The sequence below is a fragment of the Acidimicrobiales bacterium genome (assembly GCA_035316325.1).
Lineage (GTDB): Bacteria > Actinomycetota > Acidimicrobiia > Acidimicrobiales > VFJN01 > DASXTK01.
Genome location: DATHJB010000103.1, coordinates 1 through 18,971, shown reverse-complemented (window position 1 = coordinate 18,971; position 18,971 = coordinate 1). Strand labels below are relative to the sequence as shown.

Here is an 18,971-nt window from a genome sequence, read left to right as displayed (position 1 = left end):
CCGTGAGGAGCGAGGCGGATATGAGCGAGCGAACCACCACCCGAGACGACCTGCTCGACGACGAGCGGATGACTCTCACGGGCCTCCTGGTCGAGTCCGGTGAGGGCTTGAAGGAGGTGCTCCACCGCCACCTCGTCGACGAGTGCGGTCTGACGATCCAGTCGTTCGTGCTGCTGCTCCGGCTGTCCCGCTCCCCGGAGCGGCGGCTGCGGATGAGCGACCTGGCCGACCAGACCGGCCTCACGCCCAGCGGCCTGACCAGGGCGATCGACCGTCTGGCCCAGGCCGGCCTCGTCGAACGGCTCCCCTGCCCCGACGACCGCCGCGGCTCCTACGCGGCGCTCACCACCGAGGGCCTGACCCGGGTGCGGGCGGCCGTGCAGCCCCACCTGCGGCACCTCGACGAGGAGTTCGTGGGCCGGCTCACCCCCGACGAGCGCGACGACCTGGCCCGGATCCTCCGCAAGGTCCGCGACCACGTGAACCCGGGAGCGGCCCGCCCACCCGAGCCGATCTGACCGTTCTGTCTTCGCTCAGAAGGCCATAGCCGGCTGAGCGAAGACAGAACGGGTCTAGGCCTTGGCGCGCTTGGCGGCCCGGGCCCGCTCGGTCTGGTCGAAGACCAGCTTGCGCAGCCGGACGAACGACGGGGTGACCTCGACGCACTCGTCCTCGGCGATCAGCTCCAGCGCCTGCTCCAGCGACAGCGGCCGGGGCGGGATCAGCTTCTCGAACGCCTCGGCCGTGGACGACCGGATGTTGTTGAGCTTCTTCTCCTTGGTGGGGTTGACGTCCATGTCCTCGACACGGGCGTTCTCCCCCACGATCATCCCCTCGTACACGTCGACGCCGGGCGCCACGTAGAGCTGGCCCCGCTCCTGCAGGCTGATCAGGGCGAACCCGGTGGTCGGCCCGGAGCGGTCGGCCACCAGCGAACCGTTGCGACGGGCCTTGATCTCGCCCGCCCACGGCGCCATGCCCTCGAACACGTGGTGCAGCAGCGCCGTGCCCCGCGTCTCGGTGAGCATCTCGGTGCGGAAGCCGATCAGGCCCCGCGCCGGGATCAGGAACTCGCCCCGCACCCAGCCGGTGCCGTGGTTGACGATCTGCTCCATGCGGCCCTTGCGCAGGGCCAGCAGCTGGGTGACGACGCCCAGGTACTCCTCGGGCACGTCGACGGTGAGGCGGTCGATCGGCTCGTGCACGACACCGTCGATCTCGCGGGTCAGCACCTGCGGCTTGCCCACGGTGAGCTCGAAGCCCTCGCGCCGCATCATCTCCACCAGCACCGCGAGCTGCAGCTCGCCGCGGCCCTGCACCTCCCAGGTGTCGGGACGCTCGGTGGGCAGCACCCGGATGCTGACGTTGCCGATGACCTCCTGGTCGAGGCGGCCCTTCACCAGGCGGGCGGTCAGCTTCTTGCCGGCCTTGTCCTTGCCGGCGAGCGGGCTGGTGTTGATGCCGATCGTCATCGACAGGCTGGGCTCGTCGATGGTGATGAGCGGCAGCGGCCGCGGGTCGTCGATGTCGGCCAGGGTCTCGCCGATGGTGATGTCGGGCAGGCCGGCGATGGCGATGATCTCGCCGGGGCCGGCCTCGTCGACGGGGATCCGGTCGAGCGCCTCGGTGACGTACAGCTCGCTGATCTTCGCCGGCTCGATCGTGCCGTCGGTGCGGCACCAGGCCACCGGCTGGTTCTTGTGGATGGTGCCGGCCCGCACCCGGCACAGCGCCAGGCGGCCCAGGTAGGGCGAGGCGTCGAGGTTGGTCACCAGGGCCTGCAGCGGGGCGTCGGGGTTGTGCTCCGGCGCCGGGACGCGCTCGACCAGCAGGTCGAGCAGCGGCTTCAGGTTGGTGCCCTCGGGCAGGCCCGCGCCGTCGGCAGGTCGCTCCAGCGACGCCCGGCCCTCGCGGGCCACGCAGTAGACGATCGGGAAGTCGAGCTGCTCCAGGGCGGCGTCGAGGTCGAGGAACAGCTCCTCCACCTCGCTGACCACCTCGGCGATGCGGGCGTCGGGCCGGTCGACCTTGTTGACCACCAGCATCACCGGCAGCTTCGCCTCCAGCGCCTTGCGCAGCACGAAGCGGGTCTGGGGCAGCGGACCCTCGGAGGCGTCGACCAGCAGCAGCACGCCGTCGACCATCGACAGGCCCCGCTCCACCTCGCCACCGAAGTCGGCGTGGCCGGGGGTGTCGATGATGTTGATCTTGATGTCGCCGTAGCGCACCGCGGTGTTCTTGGCGAGGATCGTGATGCCCTTCTCACGCTCCAGGTCGTTGCTGTCGAGGACGCGCTCGTTCACGTCCTGGTTGGCCCGGAACGCGCCGGACTGCCACAGCATCTGGTCGACGAGGGTGGTCTTGCCGTGGTCGACGTGGGCGACGATGGCGACGTTCCGGAAATTCAGCACAAGGGGAACAGCCTACGGCCGTCAGAGGTCAGCGGAGCACCAGCGCCGGCCGGTTCCGTCGGTGATCCAGACCTTCTCGACGGCCGCCGAGCCGCTCTCGAGCGACACCTGGGGCGTGGAGTCGTCGGCCAGGGGCACGACGTGCTCCTCGTGGCTGCCGCCCGCCCGGGTCACGTGCAGCGACCAGGGGCCCGTCGGCGGCGTCCCCCAGGTGTCGATCTCCTCCATCCAGTCGGCCATGTCCAGGTCGAGGACCATCGGGTCGGCCTCGGTGAGCACGACGTCGCCGACGTCGCGGTTCCCCCGGGCCGACACCAGCGTCGCCGCGAGCCGCTCGGCGGGCGCCGGCTCGGTGGGCGCCGGCTCGTCGCCGGTGTAGCGCAGCACCAGCCCGGCGGTGCCGAGCACCAGGGCCACGGCCGCGGCGACGGCCAGCGTCGTGCCCCGCCAGCGACGCCGGCGGGGCGCCACGGGCGGTCCCAGCGGGGCGAGACGGGCCAGCACCCGCTGCTCGAAGCCGGCCGGGGGCTCGACGATCGGCGACACCACCAGCATCTGCTCGCCCGCCTCGGCCAGGTCGGCCACCTGGGCGCCGCACTGCCGGCAGCCCTCCAGGTGGGCCACGACCGCGGCCCGCTCGGCGCCGACGAGCAGCCCGAGGGCGAACTCCGCCGCCAGCTCCCCCACCTCCTCGCAGCCGAGGGGCGTGAAGCGCCGCGGCCCGTTCACGCTTCCACCTCCAGGTGGTCGCGCAGGCGGCGCAGGCCCAGGCGCACCCGGGTCTTGGCGGTGCCGAGGGGGACCCCGGCCGCCTCGGCGTACTCACGTGTGCTCAGGCCTCGCAAGGTAACGGCGACCAGCGCCTCCCGTTGCGCTGCGGGCAACCTCGTCAGCGAGCGGGCGACCTGGGCGAGGGCGTCGTGGCGCTCGGCGGTGGGGCCGGCCTCGTCCTCCACGGCCAGGTCGATGCCCAGCTCGTCGGGTCCCCGCGGGTCGAAGCGCTCGCGCCGCTCGCCGGCCATCCGCATGCGGTCGACGGCGGCGTTGCGGGTGATGCCCAGCAGCCAGCCGCTGACCGTGCCACGGCGGGCGTCGAAGCTGCGGGCGTAGCGCCAGGCGCGCACGAAGGCGTCCTGGGCCACCTCGTCGGCGTCGCTGCGGTCACGGGTGATCATCAGCGCCAACCCGAAGACCCGGGCCTGGAAGCGGCGGACGAAGACGAGGGCCATCTCCGCGTCGCCCGTGGCGTAGCCCGCCAGGAGCGCCTCGTCCGACACGTCCCACATACCCGTCATTACCTCCGACCTGCCCGTCCCGGATTCACGACATCCGGAGCGGCCGCGCGAACGGTAGTGCTGACATGCGAGCCTCATACCCACGCCTCACCGTGCTGGTGGCCGCCGGCGTCCTGCTGGTCGGTGCCACGGCCTGTGGCGACGACGACAGCAGCGACGCCTCCACCGGGAGCGGCGGCAACAGCAGCGACAGCAGCGGATCCGACAACGGGGGGAGCACCACCCAGGCCATCGAGATCACCAGCCCCGCCGACGGCGACGCAGTCGACGGCACCTTCGACGTCGACTTCGCCAGCAGCGAGGACCTCGGGCCCACGGACACCGGCAAGCACCACGTCCACCTCTTCTTCGACGGCAGCGACGACTACGAGGTGGTCGAGACCCCCTCCTACACGGTCGACGAGCTCGATGCAGGTGAGCACACCATCAAGGCCGCGCTCGCCAACGCCGACCACAGCCTCACCGGCGACGAGACCGAGATCACGGTCGAAGTCGGCTCGGGTGGCTCGGGCGGGGCCGGAAGCAGCGACACGACGACGGATGACAGCCCCGACTACTGATGCCTCGGCGTCGGCGTCCGGCGAGACCACGCACGTCCGCCGCTACAACCGTCCGGCCCGCTGGTTCCACAGCAGCACCTACCTGGTCGTCCTGGTGCTGCTGGGAACGGGCTGGTGGTTGCGGCGCGGCGGCGAGGGTGAGCCCAGCTTCCTGGCCGACCTGCTCGAGCAGCCCGACACCGAGGTGCACCGTGCAGCCGGTTGGGCGCTCGCAGGCGTGGCAGGGGTCGGGCTCACCCTCGGCATCCGGGCGGCCTGGACCTTCGTGCGCGAGACCGTCCGGGTCGACCGCGGCGACGGCCGCTGGTTCGCCCGCTGGCCGGTCGGAGCGCTCACCGGGCGCTTCGCACCGCACCGGGGGCACTTCGACCCCGGCCAGCGCCTCGCCAACATCGCCTTCGCCGGCAGCCTCGGCGCGCTGATCGTCAGCGGCATCGCGCTCACCACGCTCCACGGCGGCGACACGTTCGTCCTGATGGTCAAGGTGCACCGCTACGCCACCTACGTGCTCACCCCGCTGGTGATCGGCCACGTCCTCGTCGCCCTCGGCATCCTCCCCGGCTACCGCGGCGTGTGGCGAGCGATGCACTGGGGCGGCCGCGTCCCCCTGGCGACCGCCCGCCGCCTCTGGCCCGGCTCTACGAAATTGCGTGGCTGAGGGCCGCCCTACGACCATCAGCCACGCAATTTCGGCGGTTCAGGCCGGCCGCAGCTCCCGCTTGAGGATCTTGCCGGTGGCGTTCATGGGCAGCTCGCCCAGGAAGTCGATGTGGCGGGGGTACTTGTAGTCGGCCATCTGCGTCTTCGACCACGCCACCAGGTCGGCCTCGGTGGCCACGGCGCCCTCGTCGAGCACCACGAACGCCTTCACCTCCTCGCCGAGCCGGTCGTCGGGGATGCCGACCACCGCCACCAGGCTCACCGCCGGGTGCGTCATCAGCACCTCCTCGATCTCGCGGGGGTACACGTTGAAGCCGCCCCGCACGATCATGTCCTTCACCCGGTCGGTGATCGACAGGTAGCCGTCCTCGTCGAGCGTCCCGATGTCGCCCGTGTGGAACCACCCGCCCCGCAGCGCCTCGGCGGTGGCCTCGGGCCGGTCCAGGTAGCCCTTCATGATGTTGTGGCCCCGGATGACCACCTCGCCGGGCTCGCCGGTGGGCACGTCCTTGTCGTCGCCGTCGACCACCCGCACCGACACGCCCCACACCGCGGGGCCGACGGTCCCCGGCTTGGTCGGCTTGTCGTGACGGTTGAACGTGGCGACCGGGCTGGTCTCGGACAGGCCGTAGCCCTCCAGGACCGTCACGCCGAAGCGCTGCTCGAAGCCTTTGAGCACCTCCAGCGGCAGGGGCGCGCCGCCGGAGATCGCCACCCGCAGCTGCGCCGCCAGCGCCGGGATGTCGACGCCCGTCGCCTCGGCGTTGATCAGCGCCCAGTACATGGTGGGCACGCCGGCGAAGATCGTCACCCCGTGCCGCTGCATGAGCTGCAGGGCTGCGTCGGGCGTGAAGCGGGGCAGCAGCACCAGCGTGGCCTGCTTGTAGAAGCCGGCGTTCATCTGGCACGACTGGCCGAACGAGTGGAACAGCGGCAGCGTGACCAGGTGGGTGTCGTGGTCCTCCGGCGGCGGGTACAGCTGCTCGCACAGGCGGGCGTTGATCACCATGTTGGCGTGGCTCAGCTCGGCGCCCTTGGGCTGGCCGGTGGTGCCGGAGGTGTAGAGGATCACCGCCGTGTCGTCGGGGCTCGTGGCCGCCGAGTCGATGGTGGGCGGGTGGTCGGCCACGAAGTCGAGGAACGTCGGGACGCCTGCGAACGGCGACGGCGCCGTCAGGTCGGCGGGCAGCAGCACCATCGTGTGGCAGCTGTCAACCCGGGAGAAGGCCTCGTAGCCCATCTGGCCCAGCGGCAGGTCGGGGAGGCCGGCGAAGCACAGGTAGGCCGAGGCGCTCGAGTCCTCCAGGTGGTAGGCGATCTCACGGGGCTTGAGCAGCACGTTCAGCGGCACCACCACGGCCCCCGCCTTGAGGATCCCGTAGTAGGCGATCGGGAACCACTCCAGGTTGGGGCAGCTCAGCGCCACCCGCTGCCCCGGCTCGATGCCCCGGGCGATCAGAGCGTTGGCCAGCTGGTTGGCGAGCGCGTTCACCTGCCCGTAGGTGAGGACCGAATCGCCCCGGACGACCGCCGGGCGATCGGGCACCTCACGGGCGGAGTCGTCGAGGAAGACGGACAGGTTGAGCATGGACTGGTTATACCCGCTCTGTAGATTTCGGCCGATGACACGATGCGGCTGGGCCGAGGGGTCCGACGAGATGGGCACCTACCACGACACCGAGTGGGGCTTCCCGGTGGTCGACGATCGGCGGCTGTTCGAGAAGCTGAGCCTGGAGGGGTTCCAGGCCGGGTTGAGCTGGAGCACGATCCTGCGGAAGCGGCCGGCGTTCCGGACGGTGTTCGCCGACTTCGACGTCGCGACGATCGCCGGGTTCACCGAGGACGACGTGCAGCGGCTGCTCGGCGACGCCGGCATCGTGCGGCACCGGGGCAAGATCGAGGCGGTCGTCAACAACGCGGCGCGGGCGATCGAGCTCGTGGAGGAACGGGGGTCGCTGGCGGCCCACCTGTGGGGCTTCGAGCCCGACCCCGTCACGGGGAGCCGCCCTGCCTACGACGACGTGACCGACGCCTGGCTGGGGCAGGCCACCACGTCGGCCGAGTCGGTGGCCCTGTCGAAGGACCTGCGGAAGCGGGGCTGGCGCTTCGTCGGCCCCACCACGGCCTACGCCTTCATGCAGGCGATGGGGCTGGTCAACGACCACTCCCCCGTCTGCACCTTCCGCCCGCAGGTCGAGGACGCCCGCCGGGCCCTCACGCGTCCCGTGTGACCGTCGCCGTCGTGCGGACGGCCCGGGACGACGAGCCGACGCGCACCTCGTAGTCGCCGGGCGCCACCACCCAGTCGTGGCGGTCGACGTCCCAGTGGGCGAAGGCCCGGTCGGGCAGGGTGAAGCGCACGGTCGTGGTCTCGCCGGGGGCGAGGTCGACGGCGGCGAACTCCTTGAGCTCCTGCTCGGGCCGCTCGACCGGCGACACCACCGGGTGGACGTAGAGCTGCACCACCTCACGGCCGGGCCGCTCCCCCACGTTGGTGACGTCGACCCGCACCTGGGTGCCGTCGGCGTCGCTCTCGTCCACCAGGTCGCCGTAGGTGAACCGGGTGTACGACAGCCCGTGGCCGAACGGGAACAGGGGCTCCACCGCCAGGGCGTCGTAGTGGCGGTAGCCGACGAACAGGCCCTCGTCGTAGGGCGCCCGGCCGTCGTGACCCGGATAGGTGGCGAAGGCGGGGGCGTCCTCCAGGCGCCGGGGGAACGTGGTGGGCAACCGTCCCGAGGCGTCGACGTCGCCGAAGAGCACGTCGGCCAGCGCCTTCCCCAGTGCCTGGCCCGTGTACCAGAGCTGCACCACCGCGGCGACGTCGTCGACCCACGGCAGCGCGACCGGCGATCCTGTGTCGAGCACCACGACGGTGCGGGGGTTGACGGCGGCCACGGCCTGGACCAGGGCGTTCTGGGCGTCGGGCAGGTCCATGTGGCGCCGGTCGCCGCCCTCGCTGTCGGCCACCTCGGTGCCGACCACCACCACGGCCACGTCCGACTCCCGGGCCGCCTCGACCGCGCGCGCCAGCGCCTGCTCGTCGGCCGGCGGTTCGGCCGCCAGCGCCAGACCGCTCGCCCACGCATCCCCCCGGGGCACCACGTACAGCTCGGCCTCCAGGAGGTAGGTCTTGCCGGCGGTCAGCTCCGCCGACCCGGTCACCTCGGTGCTGCCCCGACCGAAGAACGTGGGCCCGGGTTCCGGCGCCATGTTGTCGACCAGCAGCTTGCCGTCGAGCCGCACACGGGCGCGGCCGGCGTTGGTGAGCCCGAACTGCCAGCGGCCGCTGCGGTCGGGTACGAAGTCGGCGCTCGCCCGCACGGCGAAGGGCTCGCCGGGGGCCAGGCCGGGGGCGGGGGTGCCCAGCCAGAACAGCCGCAGCCGGGGCACGATCTCGCCGTGCACCCGGGTGCCCGTCAGGTCGTCGCCGTCGAAGTACTCCAGCGTGACGCCGCGGTAGGGCGTGCCGGGCACCCGCAGGTCCTGGGTCGCGAGCACGTCGCGGGGCCGGGTGGGCACGCCGGCCTCGTGGCGCACGACGACGTCGGCGCCGGCTCGGTCGGTCAGGCCGGTGAGCGGGCTGGCGACGTGCGGCGGGTCGACGTGGGCGCTGCCGCCGCCCTGGAAGTCGGGACGCTCCGCCTTGGGGCCGAGCACGGCCAGCGAGGTGAGCCGGTTCGGGCCGGCGTCGAGCGGCAGGACGTCGGCCTCGTTGCGGAGCACCACGATGGCCTCCCGGGCCGCGAGGCGCGCCAGCACCACGGGCGGCTCGCCGGGGTCCAGGTCGGCCGGGTCGGTGGCCGACGTGCGGTCGATCAGCTGCAGCACGGCACCGGCGGCCCGGTCGACCGCGGCCTCGTCGACCTCGCCCCGCTGCACCCGGTCGGCGAGCGCCTCGCCCAGGAACCGGGGCGGACCGGGCATCTCCACGTCGAGACCGGCGCCCACCGCGTCGGGGCTGTGGGTGCCGAACCAGTCCGACACCACCAGGCCGTCGAAGCCCCAGTCGCGGCGCAGGACGTCCTGGAGCAGCTCGGCGTTCTGGCTGCAGTGGACGCCGTGGAGGCGGTTGTAGGCGGACATCACCGCCCACACCCCGGCGCGCTGGACGGCGGTCTCGAACGGCGGCAGGTAGATCTCGCGGAGGGTGCGCTCGTCGACTTCGGCGCTGATCTCCATCCGCTCGTGCTCCTGGTCGTTGGCCACGAAGTGCTTGACCGCGCAACCGACGCCCCGGCTCTGCACGCCCTCGATGTAGGCGACGGCCAGCTCGGTGGTGAGGTAGGGGTCCTCGGAGAAGCACTCGAAGTTGCGGCCGGCCAGCGGGTGCCGGTGGATGTTCACGGTCGGCGCCAGCAGCAGCTGGGCGCCCTTGGCCCGCGCCTCGTCGCCGAGCAGCCGGCCGATGCGCCCGACCAGCTCACGGTTCCAGGTCGACGCCAGGGCCGACCCGCAGGGCACGCAGGTGGAGGTGCCGCCGGTGTACCGGTCGCCCCGGGCCCCCGAGGGACCGTCGGTCATCCGCAGCGACGGCACCGCGGCCCGCTCGACGGCGACGGTGTGCCAGATGTCGGCACCCCCGGTCAGCGCCGCCTTCTCCTCCAGCGTCAGTCCCTCGATGCCCGGCATGGCCGGGAAGCTATCCGAGCATCAGGTCACGCCGGTGGCCAGGATGTCGGTGGGGGTGTCGGAGCCGCCCGCCGGTTCCTGCGAGAGGGCGAAGCTGGCGACCCCCTCGGGGAGGTCGAGCCGGGCCGCGCCCTCGCCGCCGTCGCCCAGCACGCCCAGCGACACCGGCTCGCCCTGGTCGGTGCGCCACAGCTGGTAGGTCTCGTCCGACGACAGGGCCGGCAGGTCGTCGAACAGCACGAAGTCGTCGCTGTCGGTGACCACCACCCGGGCCGCCGCCAGGTCGACCACGGTGGAGCCGGGATCGTCGGCCGCCGCCGCCGCCAGGTCCGACACGCTCTCGGAGTCGCCGCCGCCCATCGTCAACGCCGCCGCACCCACGCCGAGCACCACCACGACGGCAGCCGCCGCGGCCAGGACCCAGGGCGTCCGTCGCCGTTCGTCCAGCCGCACGACCGGGGCCGGCACCGGGGCCGGCACCGGGGCCGGCACCGGGGCCGGCTCAGCGTCGGCACGGATCTGGCGGGAGATGCCCTCCCACACCCGGGCCGGCGGCTCCTCCGGCACGGTCATCTGGCCGAGCGTGGCGAGGTAGGCGTCGAGCTCCCGCCGGCAGTCGGCACAGTGGGCGAGGTGGGCCTCCACGGCGGCGTGCTCGTCGGGCTCGAGCGCGTCGAGGGCGTAGACCGCCAGGTCGTCGTGGGGATGCACGTGGCTCTCGGGTGTCATGGGGTCACCCCCTCCGCGGTCAGGGTACGTCGCAGGTTGTGCAGGGCCGACCGGATCCGGCTCTTCACCGTGCCCTCGGGTTGGTCCAGGAGCTGGGCGGTCTCCCGGTAGGAGTGGCCGCCGAAGTACGCCAGCAGGATCGCCTCCCGCTCCCCCGCGGGCAAGGCCTCGACGGCCCGGCGCACGTGGTCGGCCAGCGCGGCGGCGTGCACGGCCACCTCCACCTCGGCCGACGGGGGCACCGCCGACAGCTGGGCGTCGCGGGCCTGGCGGCGGCGCCGGGCGGTCTCCGAGCGCACGTGGTCCACCGCCCGGCCGTGCGCCTGGGCCAGCAGCCACGACCGGACCGCGCCCCGGGCCGGGTCGTAGCGCTCGGGATGTGACCACAGCTGGAGGAACACGGTCTGGGTCACCTCCTCGGCGGCCGGGGGGTCGTTGGTGACGCGGCGCGCCAGCCCCCACACCGCGGCGCCGTGGCGCTGGTAGAGCTCGGCGAGCGCGGCCTCGCTGCGGTCCACCACGGCCGCCACCAGCGCCGCATCGTTCGTCGCCCCGTCGTCGGACATCTGCCGTCTCCCCGAGGCAGACCGTACCGAAGCGTCGACCATGGTCACGTGAGGTCCCGTATCCGGTCGCGCCACATACCCCCTGTTCGTCACCGCCCGCGATCTGGATCACACACTTTGTGACCGTTTCTCGAACGACCGTGAGTGGTCGTGGGGTTACACTCGCCGCCGCCGGGCGACACTCCTTTCGGGCGAGCAAAAAGACGACGCGGAATGGCTTATTTCCTCGGCATCGACCTGGGTACCACCTACACGGCTGCAGCACGCTGGCAGGACGGCCGTGCCACCATCGCACGGCTCGGGAGCCACGCCGCTCCCATCCCCTCCGTGGTGCTGCTGCGCGAGGACGGGGAGGTCATCACCGGCGAGGCCGCCGAGCGTCGCTCGCTGATCGAGCCCCAGCGGGTCGCCCGCGAGTTCAAGCGCCGCATCGGCGACCCCACGCCGATGTTCCTCGACGGCAAGCCGCACGCGCCCGAGAAGCTCATGGCGACGCTGCTGCGCTGGGTGGTCGACCGGGTGGCCGCCGACGAGGGCGGCCGCGCCGACGGCATCGCCGTCTCCCACCCCGCCAACTGGGGCGAGTACAAGAAGGACCTGCTGCGCGAGGCCATACGGCTGGCCGACCTCCCCGACGCCACCCTGGTCACCGAGCCCGAGGCGGCCGCGATCCACTACGCCTCGCAGGAGCGGATCGAGCCGGGGTCCGTGATCGCCGTGTACGACCTGGGTGGCGGCACGTTCGACGCCGCCGTGCTGCGCCGCACCGGCGTCGGCTGGGAGATCCTGGGCCAGCCCGAGGGCATCGAGCGCCTCGGCGGGGTCGACTTCGACGCCGCCGTGCTGGCCCACGTCGCCAAGACGATCGGCCCCGCCTACGACGCGCTCGACCCCGAGGACCCGCCCGTCCTCGCCGCCGCCGCCCGCCTGCGCCAGGAGTGCGTGTCGGCCAAGGAGGCGCTCACCGGCGACACCGACACGTCGATCCCGGTGCTGCTGCCCAGCGTGCAGACCGACGTGCGGCTGAACCGCGGCGAGTTCGAGGCGATGATCCGGCCCGCGGTGAACAACTCGATCGCCGCCCTGGAGCGGGCGCTGCGGGCCGCGGGCGTCACGGCCGACGAGGTCGGGTCGATCCTGCTGGTCGGCGGGTCTTCCCGCATCCCGCTGGTGGGCGAGCTGGTGAGCTCCACACTGGGGCGACCGGTCGCCATCGACGTCCACCCCAAGCACGGCGTGGCCCTGGGCGCGGCGATCGTCGCCGCCCAGGACGGCCAGGAGCGGATCTCGTCGGGCGTGCACGCCGTGCTGCCCGAGAGCCCGGCCGAGGGATACGCGGCGTTCGCGGCGTCGCCGCCGGCGGCTACCTCGACACCCCGGCCGAACCCGGCCGTCGACCCGGGTGCCGGCTACCGGGTGCCGGCGCTGGCCGGTGCGGGGGCTGCGGGACCCGGGGGCGCGTCGTCGTCGGGTGGACCGGGCGACGACCCGCAGCGACCGGCGCTCGCCCTGCTGGTGGGCGGAGCGGCGATGCTGGTGGCGGTGGTGCTCGTCGCGATGCTGCTGGTGGGCGGCAACAACGACGGCGGTGACAACACCGACCTCCCCGACGCCTCACCGACGACCGTGCCCGGCGACGTCCCCGGCCCGGCGGCGATCAGCCAGCAGCCGGACGTCGACCACCCGCCCACCACGATCCCCGGCCTCCCCACCACCCTGCCCCCGGGGGTCGCGACCACCCTCGGCCCCCACGCCACCAGCACCACGGTCCCCCAGACCACCACCAGCACCCCGGCGACCACCACCACCCTGCCGCCGACCACCACCACCGAGCCCCCGCCGACCACCATCGAGCCCCCGGTCACGACCGTGCCGCCACAGGCCAGGCCCTAGCCGAGCCTTAACGGCGGCCAAGCCGAGCAGGGCGGTGCACCAGCAGGCTGTTCCGCTCGTGTCCTACGGAATGGGGAACCCCTGGGCGGCGAGCAGGTCCGCAACGTCGGGCCGCTGGGGCACGACCGAGAGGTGCCCGGTGGAGGCGCCTGCGTCCACCAGCGCCTTGATGACCGCCAGCCAGTCGGCGCCCGGGTTGTAGTCCGGGCGGTCGTGGCTGCCGGCGATGGCCCAGTCGACCGGGGTGGCGGCCTGCCGGGCGTCGCGGGCGTCGATGTCGGCCCCCCGCTCGGCGAGCCGCCGGACCAGGTCGGGTCGCCCCGAGTAGGCGGCGGCGTGGAGCGCGGTGGCGCCGTCGTCGCGGCGGGCGTCCATGCCGAAGCCGAGGTCGAGCATGAGGTCGACGGCCTCGGTGCCCACGTAGTCGGCGGCGTCGACGATGGCCCACTCCTCGGAGCCCGAGAAGCGCTCGGACATGGCCGGGTAGCGCTTGGCCAGCGCCTCGGCCTCGGTGCGGTCGTTGCGGGCGCAGGCGCCGAGGAACCGGTCGACCTCCGTGGCGTCGTAACGGGCGCCGTAGCGGCGCAGCACCCGTACCAGGTCGGTCCGACCCCGCTGCACGGCGAGCCGCAGGGGCGTGCGGCCGTCGTCGGCGGTGTCGTTGGGGTCGAGGCCGGACTCGAGCAGGCGGCGCAGCCCGCCGACGTCGTTGCGGTCGATGCACGCGGCCGCGTCGCCGCTCCCTGGCACGCTCCCGTCACTTCTGCCGATCCCGCTCATGTCGGCCTCCCCTACCGACACCGATGGTACCGAGACCTCCCCCGCAGATCAGCCCCCCGAACCGGCGAAAATCGGCCCCCCAACGTAAACCAGCGCCTACGGGAACCTGGCCGTACTGTGAACGCCATGCGGGAGCTGAGCGCGCGGGAGGTGGCCGACCACCTCGGGCAGATCGCCGAGCAGGGGTACTCGATCGTCGAGGAGGCCGTCGAGCCGGAGCTGGTGGCCGAGCTGAACGCCACGCTCCTCCGGCTCGAGGAGGAGCTCGGCATCGTGCCGGCCACCAACGAGTTCGAGGGCACCCACACCGCCCGCGTCTACAACCTGCTCGTCCACGGCGACGTGTTCGCCCGCGTCCCCACCCATCGCAACGTGCTGCCGATCGTGGACGGCGTGCTCGACGACGGCTGCCTGCTGTCGTCGCTCTCGTCGATCGCCATCGGCCCCGACGAGACGCCCCAGCCCATCCACGCCGACGACCAGCTCATGCCCATCCCCAAGCCGCACCCGCCGACGGTGTGCAACTCGATGTGGGCGCTCACCGACTTCACCGAGGCCAACGGCGCCACCCGCCTTGTGCCGGGCAGCCACCGCGACCCGTCGCCCGACTTCGGCCGCGACTACCCGTCGATCCCGGCGGAGATGCCGCAGGGCAGCGTGCTGGTGTGGCACGGCAGCCTGTGGCACGGCGGCGGCGCCAACACCACCGGGCAGCGGCGGGTGGGCCTGGCCTGCAACTACTGCGCCGGCTACATCCGCCCGCAGGAGAACCAGCAGCTCGGCATCCCGATGTCGATCGCCAAGGGGTTCGACGAGCGGCTGCAGCGCCTGTGCGGCTACAGCGTCTACAGCGGCCTGATCGGCCACATCGACAAGCACGACCCCATCGAGCTGCTCCGTGACGGCAGCGCCCTGCGGATGGCCTGGGACATCTGAGGCCCGCCGTTGCACATATGACCCACCGGTAACTTTTCGTTGACCTTGCCATCGGGCAATGGCACAGTCATCGGTGTGAACGATCTCGGGGGGTTCAGAGAGGTGCAGCAGCTCGCCTACCGCTGCGCCGAGGAGACCGCCGCCGCCCTGGAACCGGGCGTGACCGAGAAGGAGGTGGCGGCACGGATGCGGCGGTGGCTCGAGGGCCACGGCGTCGACGACTGGTTCCACCTGCCCTTCGCCTGGTTCGGCGACCGCACCGCGTTCCGGGGCATCCGCATCCCGTTCCAGTTCTTCCCGTCGGATCGGGAACTGGAGGAGGGCATGCCCTACATCCTCGACTGCGCCCCCGTGCGCGACGGCTACACCGCCGACATCGGCTACTCCGGTTCGCTGGGCCACAACCCCGTCCTCGACCGGCTCCTCGGCGACCTGGCCGAGCACCGGGCGCTGATCGTCGACCAGGTGCGAGAGCGCCGCCCGCTGCGGGAGGTCTACGAGGCGGTCGACGCCCTCGCCGCCCGCCAGGGCTTCGAGAACCGCCACCGCAAGTACCCGTTCCGGGTGATCGCCCACCAGGTCGACCGGCTGCCGGCGCCCCGACGCTCCCGGTCGCCGATCGTCGGGCGGTTCGGTGTCCGCAGCCTCCGCTGGCTGGCCCGCACCAGCGCCGTCGCCCTGCGCCAGGGCTGGTCGCCGCTGTGGAACGACACCCGCTTCTCCGACCACCCACCCCGGCCGGGGCTGTGGGCGGTCGAGCCCCACCTGGGCCTGCGGGGCGTGGGCGCCAAGTTCGAGGAGCTGCTGGTGGTCACCGACGACGACGCCTTCTGGCTCGACGACGACCTCCCCCACGTCCGCCGCTGGTCGCGCCTCGCCGCCGACGCCGCGGCCGGCATCGTCGACACGGCCGAGCTGCCCGAGCTGCCCGAGCTGCCCGAGGTGAGGTCGTGAGCGGGACGAGCGAGGGCCTCGACGCGTTCGAGCGGCGCTGGGTCAACGGCGCCGGGGGCATCGAGCTGGCGGTGCAGGAGGGCGGGGTGCCCGACGCCCCGACGGTCCTGCTCGTCCACGGCTACCCGGACACCTCGGCGGTGTGGGACGGCGTCGCCGGGCACCTCGCCGACCGCTACCACGTCGTCACCTACGACGTCCGCGGCGCGGGCGCCTCCGGGGCACCCGACGACCGCCGCGGCTACGTCCTCCCGCTGCTGGTGGAGGACCTGGCGGCCGTCGCCCGGAAGGTCAGCCCGAGCCGTCCCGTCCACCTCGTCGGCCACGACTGGGGGTCGATCCAGGGCTGGGAGGCCGTCACCACCGAGCGGATGGCCGGCCGCATCCGCAGCTACACGTCGATCTCGGGCCCCGGCCTCGACCACGTGGGCCGGTGGTTCCGGGCCCGCCTGACGCCCCGGCCCCGCGCGGTCGGCCCGCTGCTGCGCCAGGGCCTCCGCTCCTGGTACGTGGGGCTGTTCCACCTGCCGGGCGCCGCCCTGTTCTGGCGCCTCGGCGGCGCCGACGCCGTCAGCCGGGGCCTGGTGCGCCTGGGCGAGCTGCCCGAGGGGACCACGCCCTCGCCCACCCTCGCCACCGACGGCGCCCGGGGCGTCAACCTCTACCGGGCCAACATCGTCCGCCGGCTGCACCGCCCCGCCGACGACCGCACCACCGACGTGCCCGTCCAGCTGATCGTGCCCTCGGGCGACCGCTACGTCACCCCGGCGCTGCTCGACGACACCGCCCGCTGGGCCTCCCGCCTGTGGCGCCGCGACGTACCCGGCCGCCACTGGCTGCCCCGCACCGCGCCCGACCGGGTGGCCGGCTGGATCGCCGAGCTCGTCGACCACGCCGAGGGCGGCCCCGAGCCCCGCACCCTGGCCCGCCACCGGATCCACCCTGACGACCGGGCCGACCGGGGCCGGGCCGGTGACCGGGGGAAGGTCGTGGTGGTGACCGGCGCCGGGTCCGGGATCGGCCGCCAGACGGCCCTGGCGTTCGCCGACCGGGGCGCCGAGGTCGTGGCCGTCGACATCGACGGCGAGGCCGCCGCCCGCACCGCCCTCCTGTGTCGCGACCTGGGCGTGGTCGCCACCCACCACCGGGTCGACGTGGGCGATGCCGAGGCCATGGAGGCCCTGGCCAAGCTGGTGTCCCACGACCACGGCGGCGCCGACGTGGTGGTGAACAACGCCGGCATCGGCATGGCCGGCGGCGTGCTCGACACCAGCGTCGACGACTGGGAGCGCATCCTGCGGGTGAACCTGTGGGGCGTCATCCATGGGTCGCGCCTGTTCGCCCGGCAGATGGTCGACCGGGGCGAGGGCGGCCACATCGTCAACGTCGCCTCGGCGGCGGCGTTCACGCCCTCCCGCGGCCTGCCCGCCTACAGCACCACCAAGGCCGCGGTGCTGATGCTCAGCGAGTGCCTGCGGGGCGAGCTGGCCGACGCCGACGTCGGTGTCACCGCCATCTGCCCGGGCGTCGTGAACACCGGCATCGTGACCACCACCCGGTTCGTCGGCGTCGGCGAGGGCGAGGAGGCCCGTCGTCAGCGGGTGACCAAGCGGCTCTACGCGCGGCGGGGCTTCGGGCCCGAGAAGGTGGCCGACGCCATCGTGCGGGCGGTCGACCGGGACTCGGCGGTGGTGCCGGTGACACCCGAGGCCCATCTGGCCCGGTTCGTGCAGCGCTTCGCCCCGGGCGTCTCCCGCCGCCTCGCCCGCATCGACCCGGCTGAGCGCATGTGATGGAGGACCTCGTGGTCGACCCCGACGCCCGGGTCCCCATCAAGGCCCGGCGGGTGCGGTTCGACTGGGCGGGCACGCCGCGGCACTGGGTGCCCGGTGATCCCCAGACCACCCACACGATCAACGTCCTGCACCTGCTGCTGCCCGCCGGCGAGCGGTGGTTCGTCGACGTGTACCGCCAGGTGCTCCCGGCGATCCGCGACGAGCGGCTCCGGGCCGACGTGAAGGGGTTCGTCGGCCAGGAGGCGGTCCATGCCCGGGCCCACGCCGCGGTGCTCGACCACCTCGCCGCGCAGGGCATCGACACGACCGGCTACACCCGCCTGGTCGAGTGGGCGTTCGACCGCCTGCTGGCCGACGAACCGCTGGGCGTGCCGCTCCCCCGCTGGCTGCGGCGCCCCTGGCTGGTCCACCGGCTGGGCATCATCGCCGCGGTCGAGCACTTCACCGCCGTGCTGGGTGCCTGGGTGCTGGAGGCCGACGCCCTCGACGCCGCCGGTGCCGACCCCGTGATGCTCGACCTGTTGCGCTGGCACGGCGCCGAGGAGGTGGAGCACCGGGCAGTCGCCTTCGAGCTGTTCCGCCACGAGGGCGGCGGCTACGGGCAGCGCCTGGTGGGCCTGGCCGAGGTCATGCCCGTCCTGCTGGGGCTGTGGGTCTGGGGGACCGTGTTCCTCCTGCGTGCCGACCCGACCGCCCCCGGTCTCCCGACCCTGCGGGCGTTCAGCCGGGCCGGCCGCCGGGGCCTGCTGCCGACCGCCCGGGCGCTGGCGGCGACCCTCCCCCGCTTCGTCCGCCCGAGCTACCACCCGCTCGACGAGGGCTCCACCACCGTCGCCGTCGACTACCTGCGCCGCTCACCCGCCGCGGCCGCGCCTGCGCCCGCGTCCCGGGCATGACCGAGTACCGCATCGACGAGCTGGCCCGGAAGGCCGGCACCACCGTCCGCAACGTGCGCGCCTACCAGGCGCGCGGGCTCCTGGCGCCGCCGCGGCGGGCCGGTCGGGCCGGCCTGTTCGACGACAGCCACCTGGCCCGCCTCCGCCTCGTCGCCCAGATGCTCGACCGGGGCTTCACCCTCGCCAACATCGGCGAGCTGGTGGCCGCCTGGGAGAACGGCCACGCCGTGGAGGAGGTGCTGGGCGATCCCCTTCCCACCCACGTGACCGCCGATTGGCTGGTGGCGACCTTCGGCGACTCGCTGGCCGACGGCGAGGAGGGCGAGGCGCTCACCGCGGCCCTCGACCTCGGCATCCTCGAGCCCGACGGCGACCGCTTCCGGGTGGCCAACCCCCGCCTGCTGCGGGTCGCGGCCGAGCTGGCCCGGGCGGGGGTCCCGTTCGCGGCGCTGGTGGAGCACGCCCGGCTGCTGCGGCGCGACGTCGAGCGCATCGCCGGCCGCTTCGTCGACCTGGTCGAGGTCAACGTCTTCCGCCCGCGGACCGGCCCCGACAAGCTGCCCTCGCCCGAGGAGGCCGTGCAGCTCACCGACCTGGCCCGCCGGCTGCGGGCGCTCGCCGACATGGCGGTGCTGGGCGAGCTCGGTCTCGCCATCGACCAGGAGACCCGCAAGCACCTGCGCGCCCACCTCGAATAGCGGAGCACACGATGTGCAGATTTCTGGCTCAACTGACTGATCCGTGGGTCAGTTGAGCGGCTATCCGCGGGCGCACCCCGTTTGCTTCCTACGTTCCGGGCTGTCTGAAGGTCCGAATCGGGAGGCAGAACGGGGTGCGCATCCGGAGCGTATGGCAGCGTGCGT

Annotated in this window: 18 protein-coding genes; 10 read left to right on the top strand and 8 right to left on the bottom strand. The window is 73.3% G+C overall.

Going from position 1 to position 18,971, the window contains the following annotated elements:
* Window positions 1–20: 20 nt before the first annotated feature.
* On the top strand, window positions 21–518 hold the full coding sequence (locus tag VK611_13895) for a MarR family transcriptional regulator (GenBank protein ID HMG42426.1): 498 nt from the start codon (window positions 21–23) through the stop codon (window positions 516–518).
* A 54-nt stretch (window positions 519–572) separates the two neighbouring features.
* Here the strand turns inward: VK611_13895 and typA are convergent, their stop codons facing one another.
* From typA to VK611_13880, 3 genes are read right to left on the bottom strand one after another with little or no spacing between them, the layout of a single operon-like run.
* Window positions 573–2,411, bottom strand: a complete 1,839-nt coding sequence (gene typA / locus VK611_13890) for a translational GTPase TypA (GenBank protein ID HMG42425.1) — start codon at window positions 2,409–2,411, stop codon at window positions 573–575.
* A 21-nt stretch (window positions 2,412–2,432) separates the two neighbouring features.
* Window positions 2,433–3,140, bottom strand: coding sequence for a zf-HC2 domain-containing protein (locus VK611_13885; protein HMG42424.1), 708 nt, complete (start codon window positions 3,138–3,140; stop codon window positions 2,433–2,435).
* Window positions 3,137–3,697 carry a sigma-70 family RNA polymerase sigma factor gene (locus tag VK611_13880; protein HMG42423.1) on the bottom strand — a complete coding sequence of 187 codons (561 nt, stop codon included), beginning with the start codon at window positions 3,695–3,697 and terminating at the stop codon, window positions 3,137–3,139. Before VK611_13880 ends, VK611_13885 begins: the two co-directional genes overlap by 4 nt.
* A gap of 74 nt (window positions 3,698–3,771) precedes the next feature.
* Here VK611_13880 and VK611_13875 point away from each other — a divergent pair, with 74 nt between their 5' ends.
* Together VK611_13875 and VK611_13870 are read left to right on the top strand one after the other, a co-directional pair.
* Window positions 3,772–4,266 carry a hypothetical protein gene (locus VK611_13875; protein ID HMG42422.1) on the top strand — a complete coding sequence of 165 codons (495 nt, stop codon included), beginning with the start codon at window positions 3,772–3,774 and terminating at the stop codon, window positions 4,264–4,266.
* A complete protein-coding gene (locus tag VK611_13870) occupies window positions 4,247–4,924 on the top strand; it encodes a cytochrome b/b6 domain-containing protein (protein HMG42421.1) in 678 nt (225 codons plus the stop codon). Before VK611_13875 ends, VK611_13870 begins: the two co-directional genes overlap by 20 nt.
* 39 nt (window positions 4,925–4,963) lie before the next feature.
* Here the strand turns inward: VK611_13870 and VK611_13865 are convergent, their stop codons facing one another.
* Window positions 4,964–6,514, bottom strand: a complete 1,551-nt coding sequence (locus VK611_13865; GenBank protein HMG42420.1) for a long-chain fatty acid--CoA ligase — start codon at window positions 6,512–6,514, stop codon at window positions 4,964–4,966.
* A 34-nt stretch (window positions 6,515–6,548) separates the two neighbouring features.
* Between VK611_13865 and VK611_13860 the strand changes: the two genes are divergently transcribed.
* Entirely contained in the window at window positions 6,549–7,157 is a 609-nt protein-coding gene (locus VK611_13860; GenBank protein HMG42419.1) for a DNA-3-methyladenine glycosylase I, read from the top strand.
* Here the strand turns inward: VK611_13860 and VK611_13855 are convergent.
* From VK611_13855 to VK611_13845, 3 genes are read right to left on the bottom strand one after another with little or no spacing between them, the layout of a single operon-like run.
* Window positions 7,141–9,558 (bottom strand): glycoside hydrolase family 3 C-terminal domain-containing protein, encoded by a 2,418-nt coding sequence (locus VK611_13855; protein HMG42418.1) that lies wholly within the window; start codon window positions 9,556–9,558, stop codon window positions 7,141–7,143. The genes VK611_13860 and VK611_13855 overlap by 17 nt on opposite strands.
* 21 nt (window positions 9,559–9,579) lie before the next feature.
* Complete coding sequence (locus tag VK611_13850) at window positions 9,580–10,287, bottom strand: anti-sigma factor (GenBank protein ID HMG42417.1); 708 nt, start codon at window positions 10,285–10,287, stop codon at window positions 9,580–9,582.
* Window positions 10,284–10,853 (bottom strand): sigma-70 family RNA polymerase sigma factor, encoded by a 570-nt coding sequence (locus tag VK611_13845; protein HMG42416.1) that lies wholly within the window; start codon window positions 10,851–10,853, stop codon window positions 10,284–10,286. The genes VK611_13850 and VK611_13845 overlap by 4 nt, the downstream gene beginning before the upstream one ends.
* Before the next feature lie 213 nt (window positions 10,854–11,066).
* Here VK611_13845 and VK611_13840 point away from each other — a divergent pair, with 213 nt between their 5' ends.
* Entirely contained in the window at window positions 11,067–12,746 is a 1,680-nt protein-coding gene (locus VK611_13840) for an Hsp70 family protein (protein ID HMG42415.1), read from the top strand.
* A 63-nt stretch (window positions 12,747–12,809) separates the two neighbouring features.
* Here the strand turns inward: VK611_13840 and VK611_13835 are convergent, their stop codons facing one another.
* Window positions 12,810–13,526, bottom strand: a complete 717-nt coding sequence (locus VK611_13835) for an ankyrin repeat domain-containing protein (GenBank protein HMG42414.1) — start codon at window positions 13,524–13,526, stop codon at window positions 12,810–12,812.
* A 126-nt stretch (window positions 13,527–13,652) separates the two neighbouring features.
* Between VK611_13835 and VK611_13830 the strand changes: the two genes are divergently transcribed.
* The 5 genes from VK611_13830 to VK611_13810 all read left to right on the top strand — a co-directional run bounded on the left by VK611_13830 (window position 13,653) and on the right by VK611_13810 (window position 18,806).
* Complete coding sequence (locus VK611_13830; GenBank protein ID HMG42413.1) at window positions 13,653–14,462, top strand: phytanoyl-CoA dioxygenase family protein; 810 nt, start codon at window positions 13,653–13,655, stop codon at window positions 14,460–14,462.
* A 75-nt stretch (window positions 14,463–14,537) separates the two neighbouring features.
* Complete coding sequence (locus VK611_13825; GenBank protein ID HMG42412.1) at window positions 14,538–15,416, top strand: M24 family metallopeptidase; 879 nt, start codon at window positions 14,538–14,540, stop codon at window positions 15,414–15,416.
* Entirely contained in the window at window positions 15,413–17,209 is a 1,797-nt protein-coding gene (locus VK611_13820) for an SDR family oxidoreductase (protein HMG42411.1), read from the top strand. The genes VK611_13825 and VK611_13820 overlap by 4 nt, the downstream gene beginning before the upstream one ends.
* Entirely contained in the window at window positions 17,209–18,108 is a 900-nt protein-coding gene (locus tag VK611_13815; GenBank protein ID HMG42410.1) for a metal-dependent hydrolase, read from the top strand. The genes VK611_13820 and VK611_13815 overlap by 1 nt, the downstream gene beginning before the upstream one ends.
* The gene (locus tag VK611_13810) at window positions 18,105–18,806 is read left to right on the top strand and encodes a MerR family transcriptional regulator (GenBank protein HMG42409.1); all 702 of its coding nucleotides are present in this window, start codon (window positions 18,105–18,107) and stop codon (window positions 18,804–18,806) included. The genes VK611_13815 and VK611_13810 overlap by 4 nt, the downstream gene beginning before the upstream one ends.
* The last annotated feature ends 165 nt before the right edge of the window (window positions 18,807–18,971 follow it).

What these genes read in the sequence shown, in the direction of transcription:
- VK611_13835 (HMG42414.1), bottom strand. Translation starts at nt 13,526, where the DNA reads ATGAGCGGGATCGGCAGAAGTGACGGGAGCGTGCCAGGGAGCGGCGAC.
- VK611_13855 (HMG42418.1), bottom strand. Translation starts at nt 9,558, where the DNA reads ATGCCGGGCATCGAGGGACTGACGCTGGAGGAGAAGGCGGCGCTGACC.
- VK611_13810 (HMG42409.1), top strand. Translation starts at nt 18,105, where the DNA reads ATGACCGAGTACCGCATCGACGAGCTGGCCCGGAAGGCCGGCACCACC.
- VK611_13830 (HMG42413.1), top strand. Translation starts at nt 13,653, where the DNA reads ATGCGGGAGCTGAGCGCGCGGGAGGTGGCCGACCACCTCGGGCAGATC.
- VK611_13875 (HMG42422.1), top strand. Translation starts at nt 3,772, where the DNA reads ATGCGAGCCTCATACCCACGCCTCACCGTGCTGGTGGCCGCCGGCGTC.
- VK611_13845 (HMG42416.1), bottom strand. Translation starts at nt 10,853, where the DNA reads ATGTCCGACGACGGGGCGACGAACGATGCGGCGCTGGTGGCGGCCGTG.
- VK611_13860 (HMG42419.1), top strand. Translation starts at nt 6,549, where the DNA reads ATGACACGATGCGGCTGGGCCGAGGGGTCCGACGAGATGGGCACCTAC.
- VK611_13815 (HMG42410.1), top strand. Translation starts at nt 17,209, where the DNA reads ATGGAGGACCTCGTGGTCGACCCCGACGCCCGGGTCCCCATCAAGGCC.
- VK611_13840 (HMG42415.1), top strand. Translation starts at nt 11,067, where the DNA reads ATGGCTTATTTCCTCGGCATCGACCTGGGTACCACCTACACGGCTGCA.
- VK611_13870 (HMG42421.1), top strand. Translation starts at nt 4,247, where the DNA reads ATGACAGCCCCGACTACTGATGCCTCGGCGTCGGCGTCCGGCGAGACC.
- VK611_13895 (HMG42426.1), top strand. Translation starts at nt 21, where the DNA reads ATGAGCGAGCGAACCACCACCCGAGACGACCTGCTCGACGACGAGCGG.
- VK611_13880 (HMG42423.1), bottom strand. Translation starts at nt 3,697, where the DNA reads ATGTGGGACGTGTCGGACGAGGCGCTCCTGGCGGGCTACGCCACGGGC.
- VK611_13850 (HMG42417.1), bottom strand. Translation starts at nt 10,287, where the DNA reads ATGACACCCGAGAGCCACGTGCATCCCCACGACGACCTGGCGGTCTAC.
- VK611_13865 (HMG42420.1), bottom strand. Translation starts at nt 6,514, where the DNA reads ATGCTCAACCTGTCCGTCTTCCTCGACGACTCCGCCCGTGAGGTGCCC.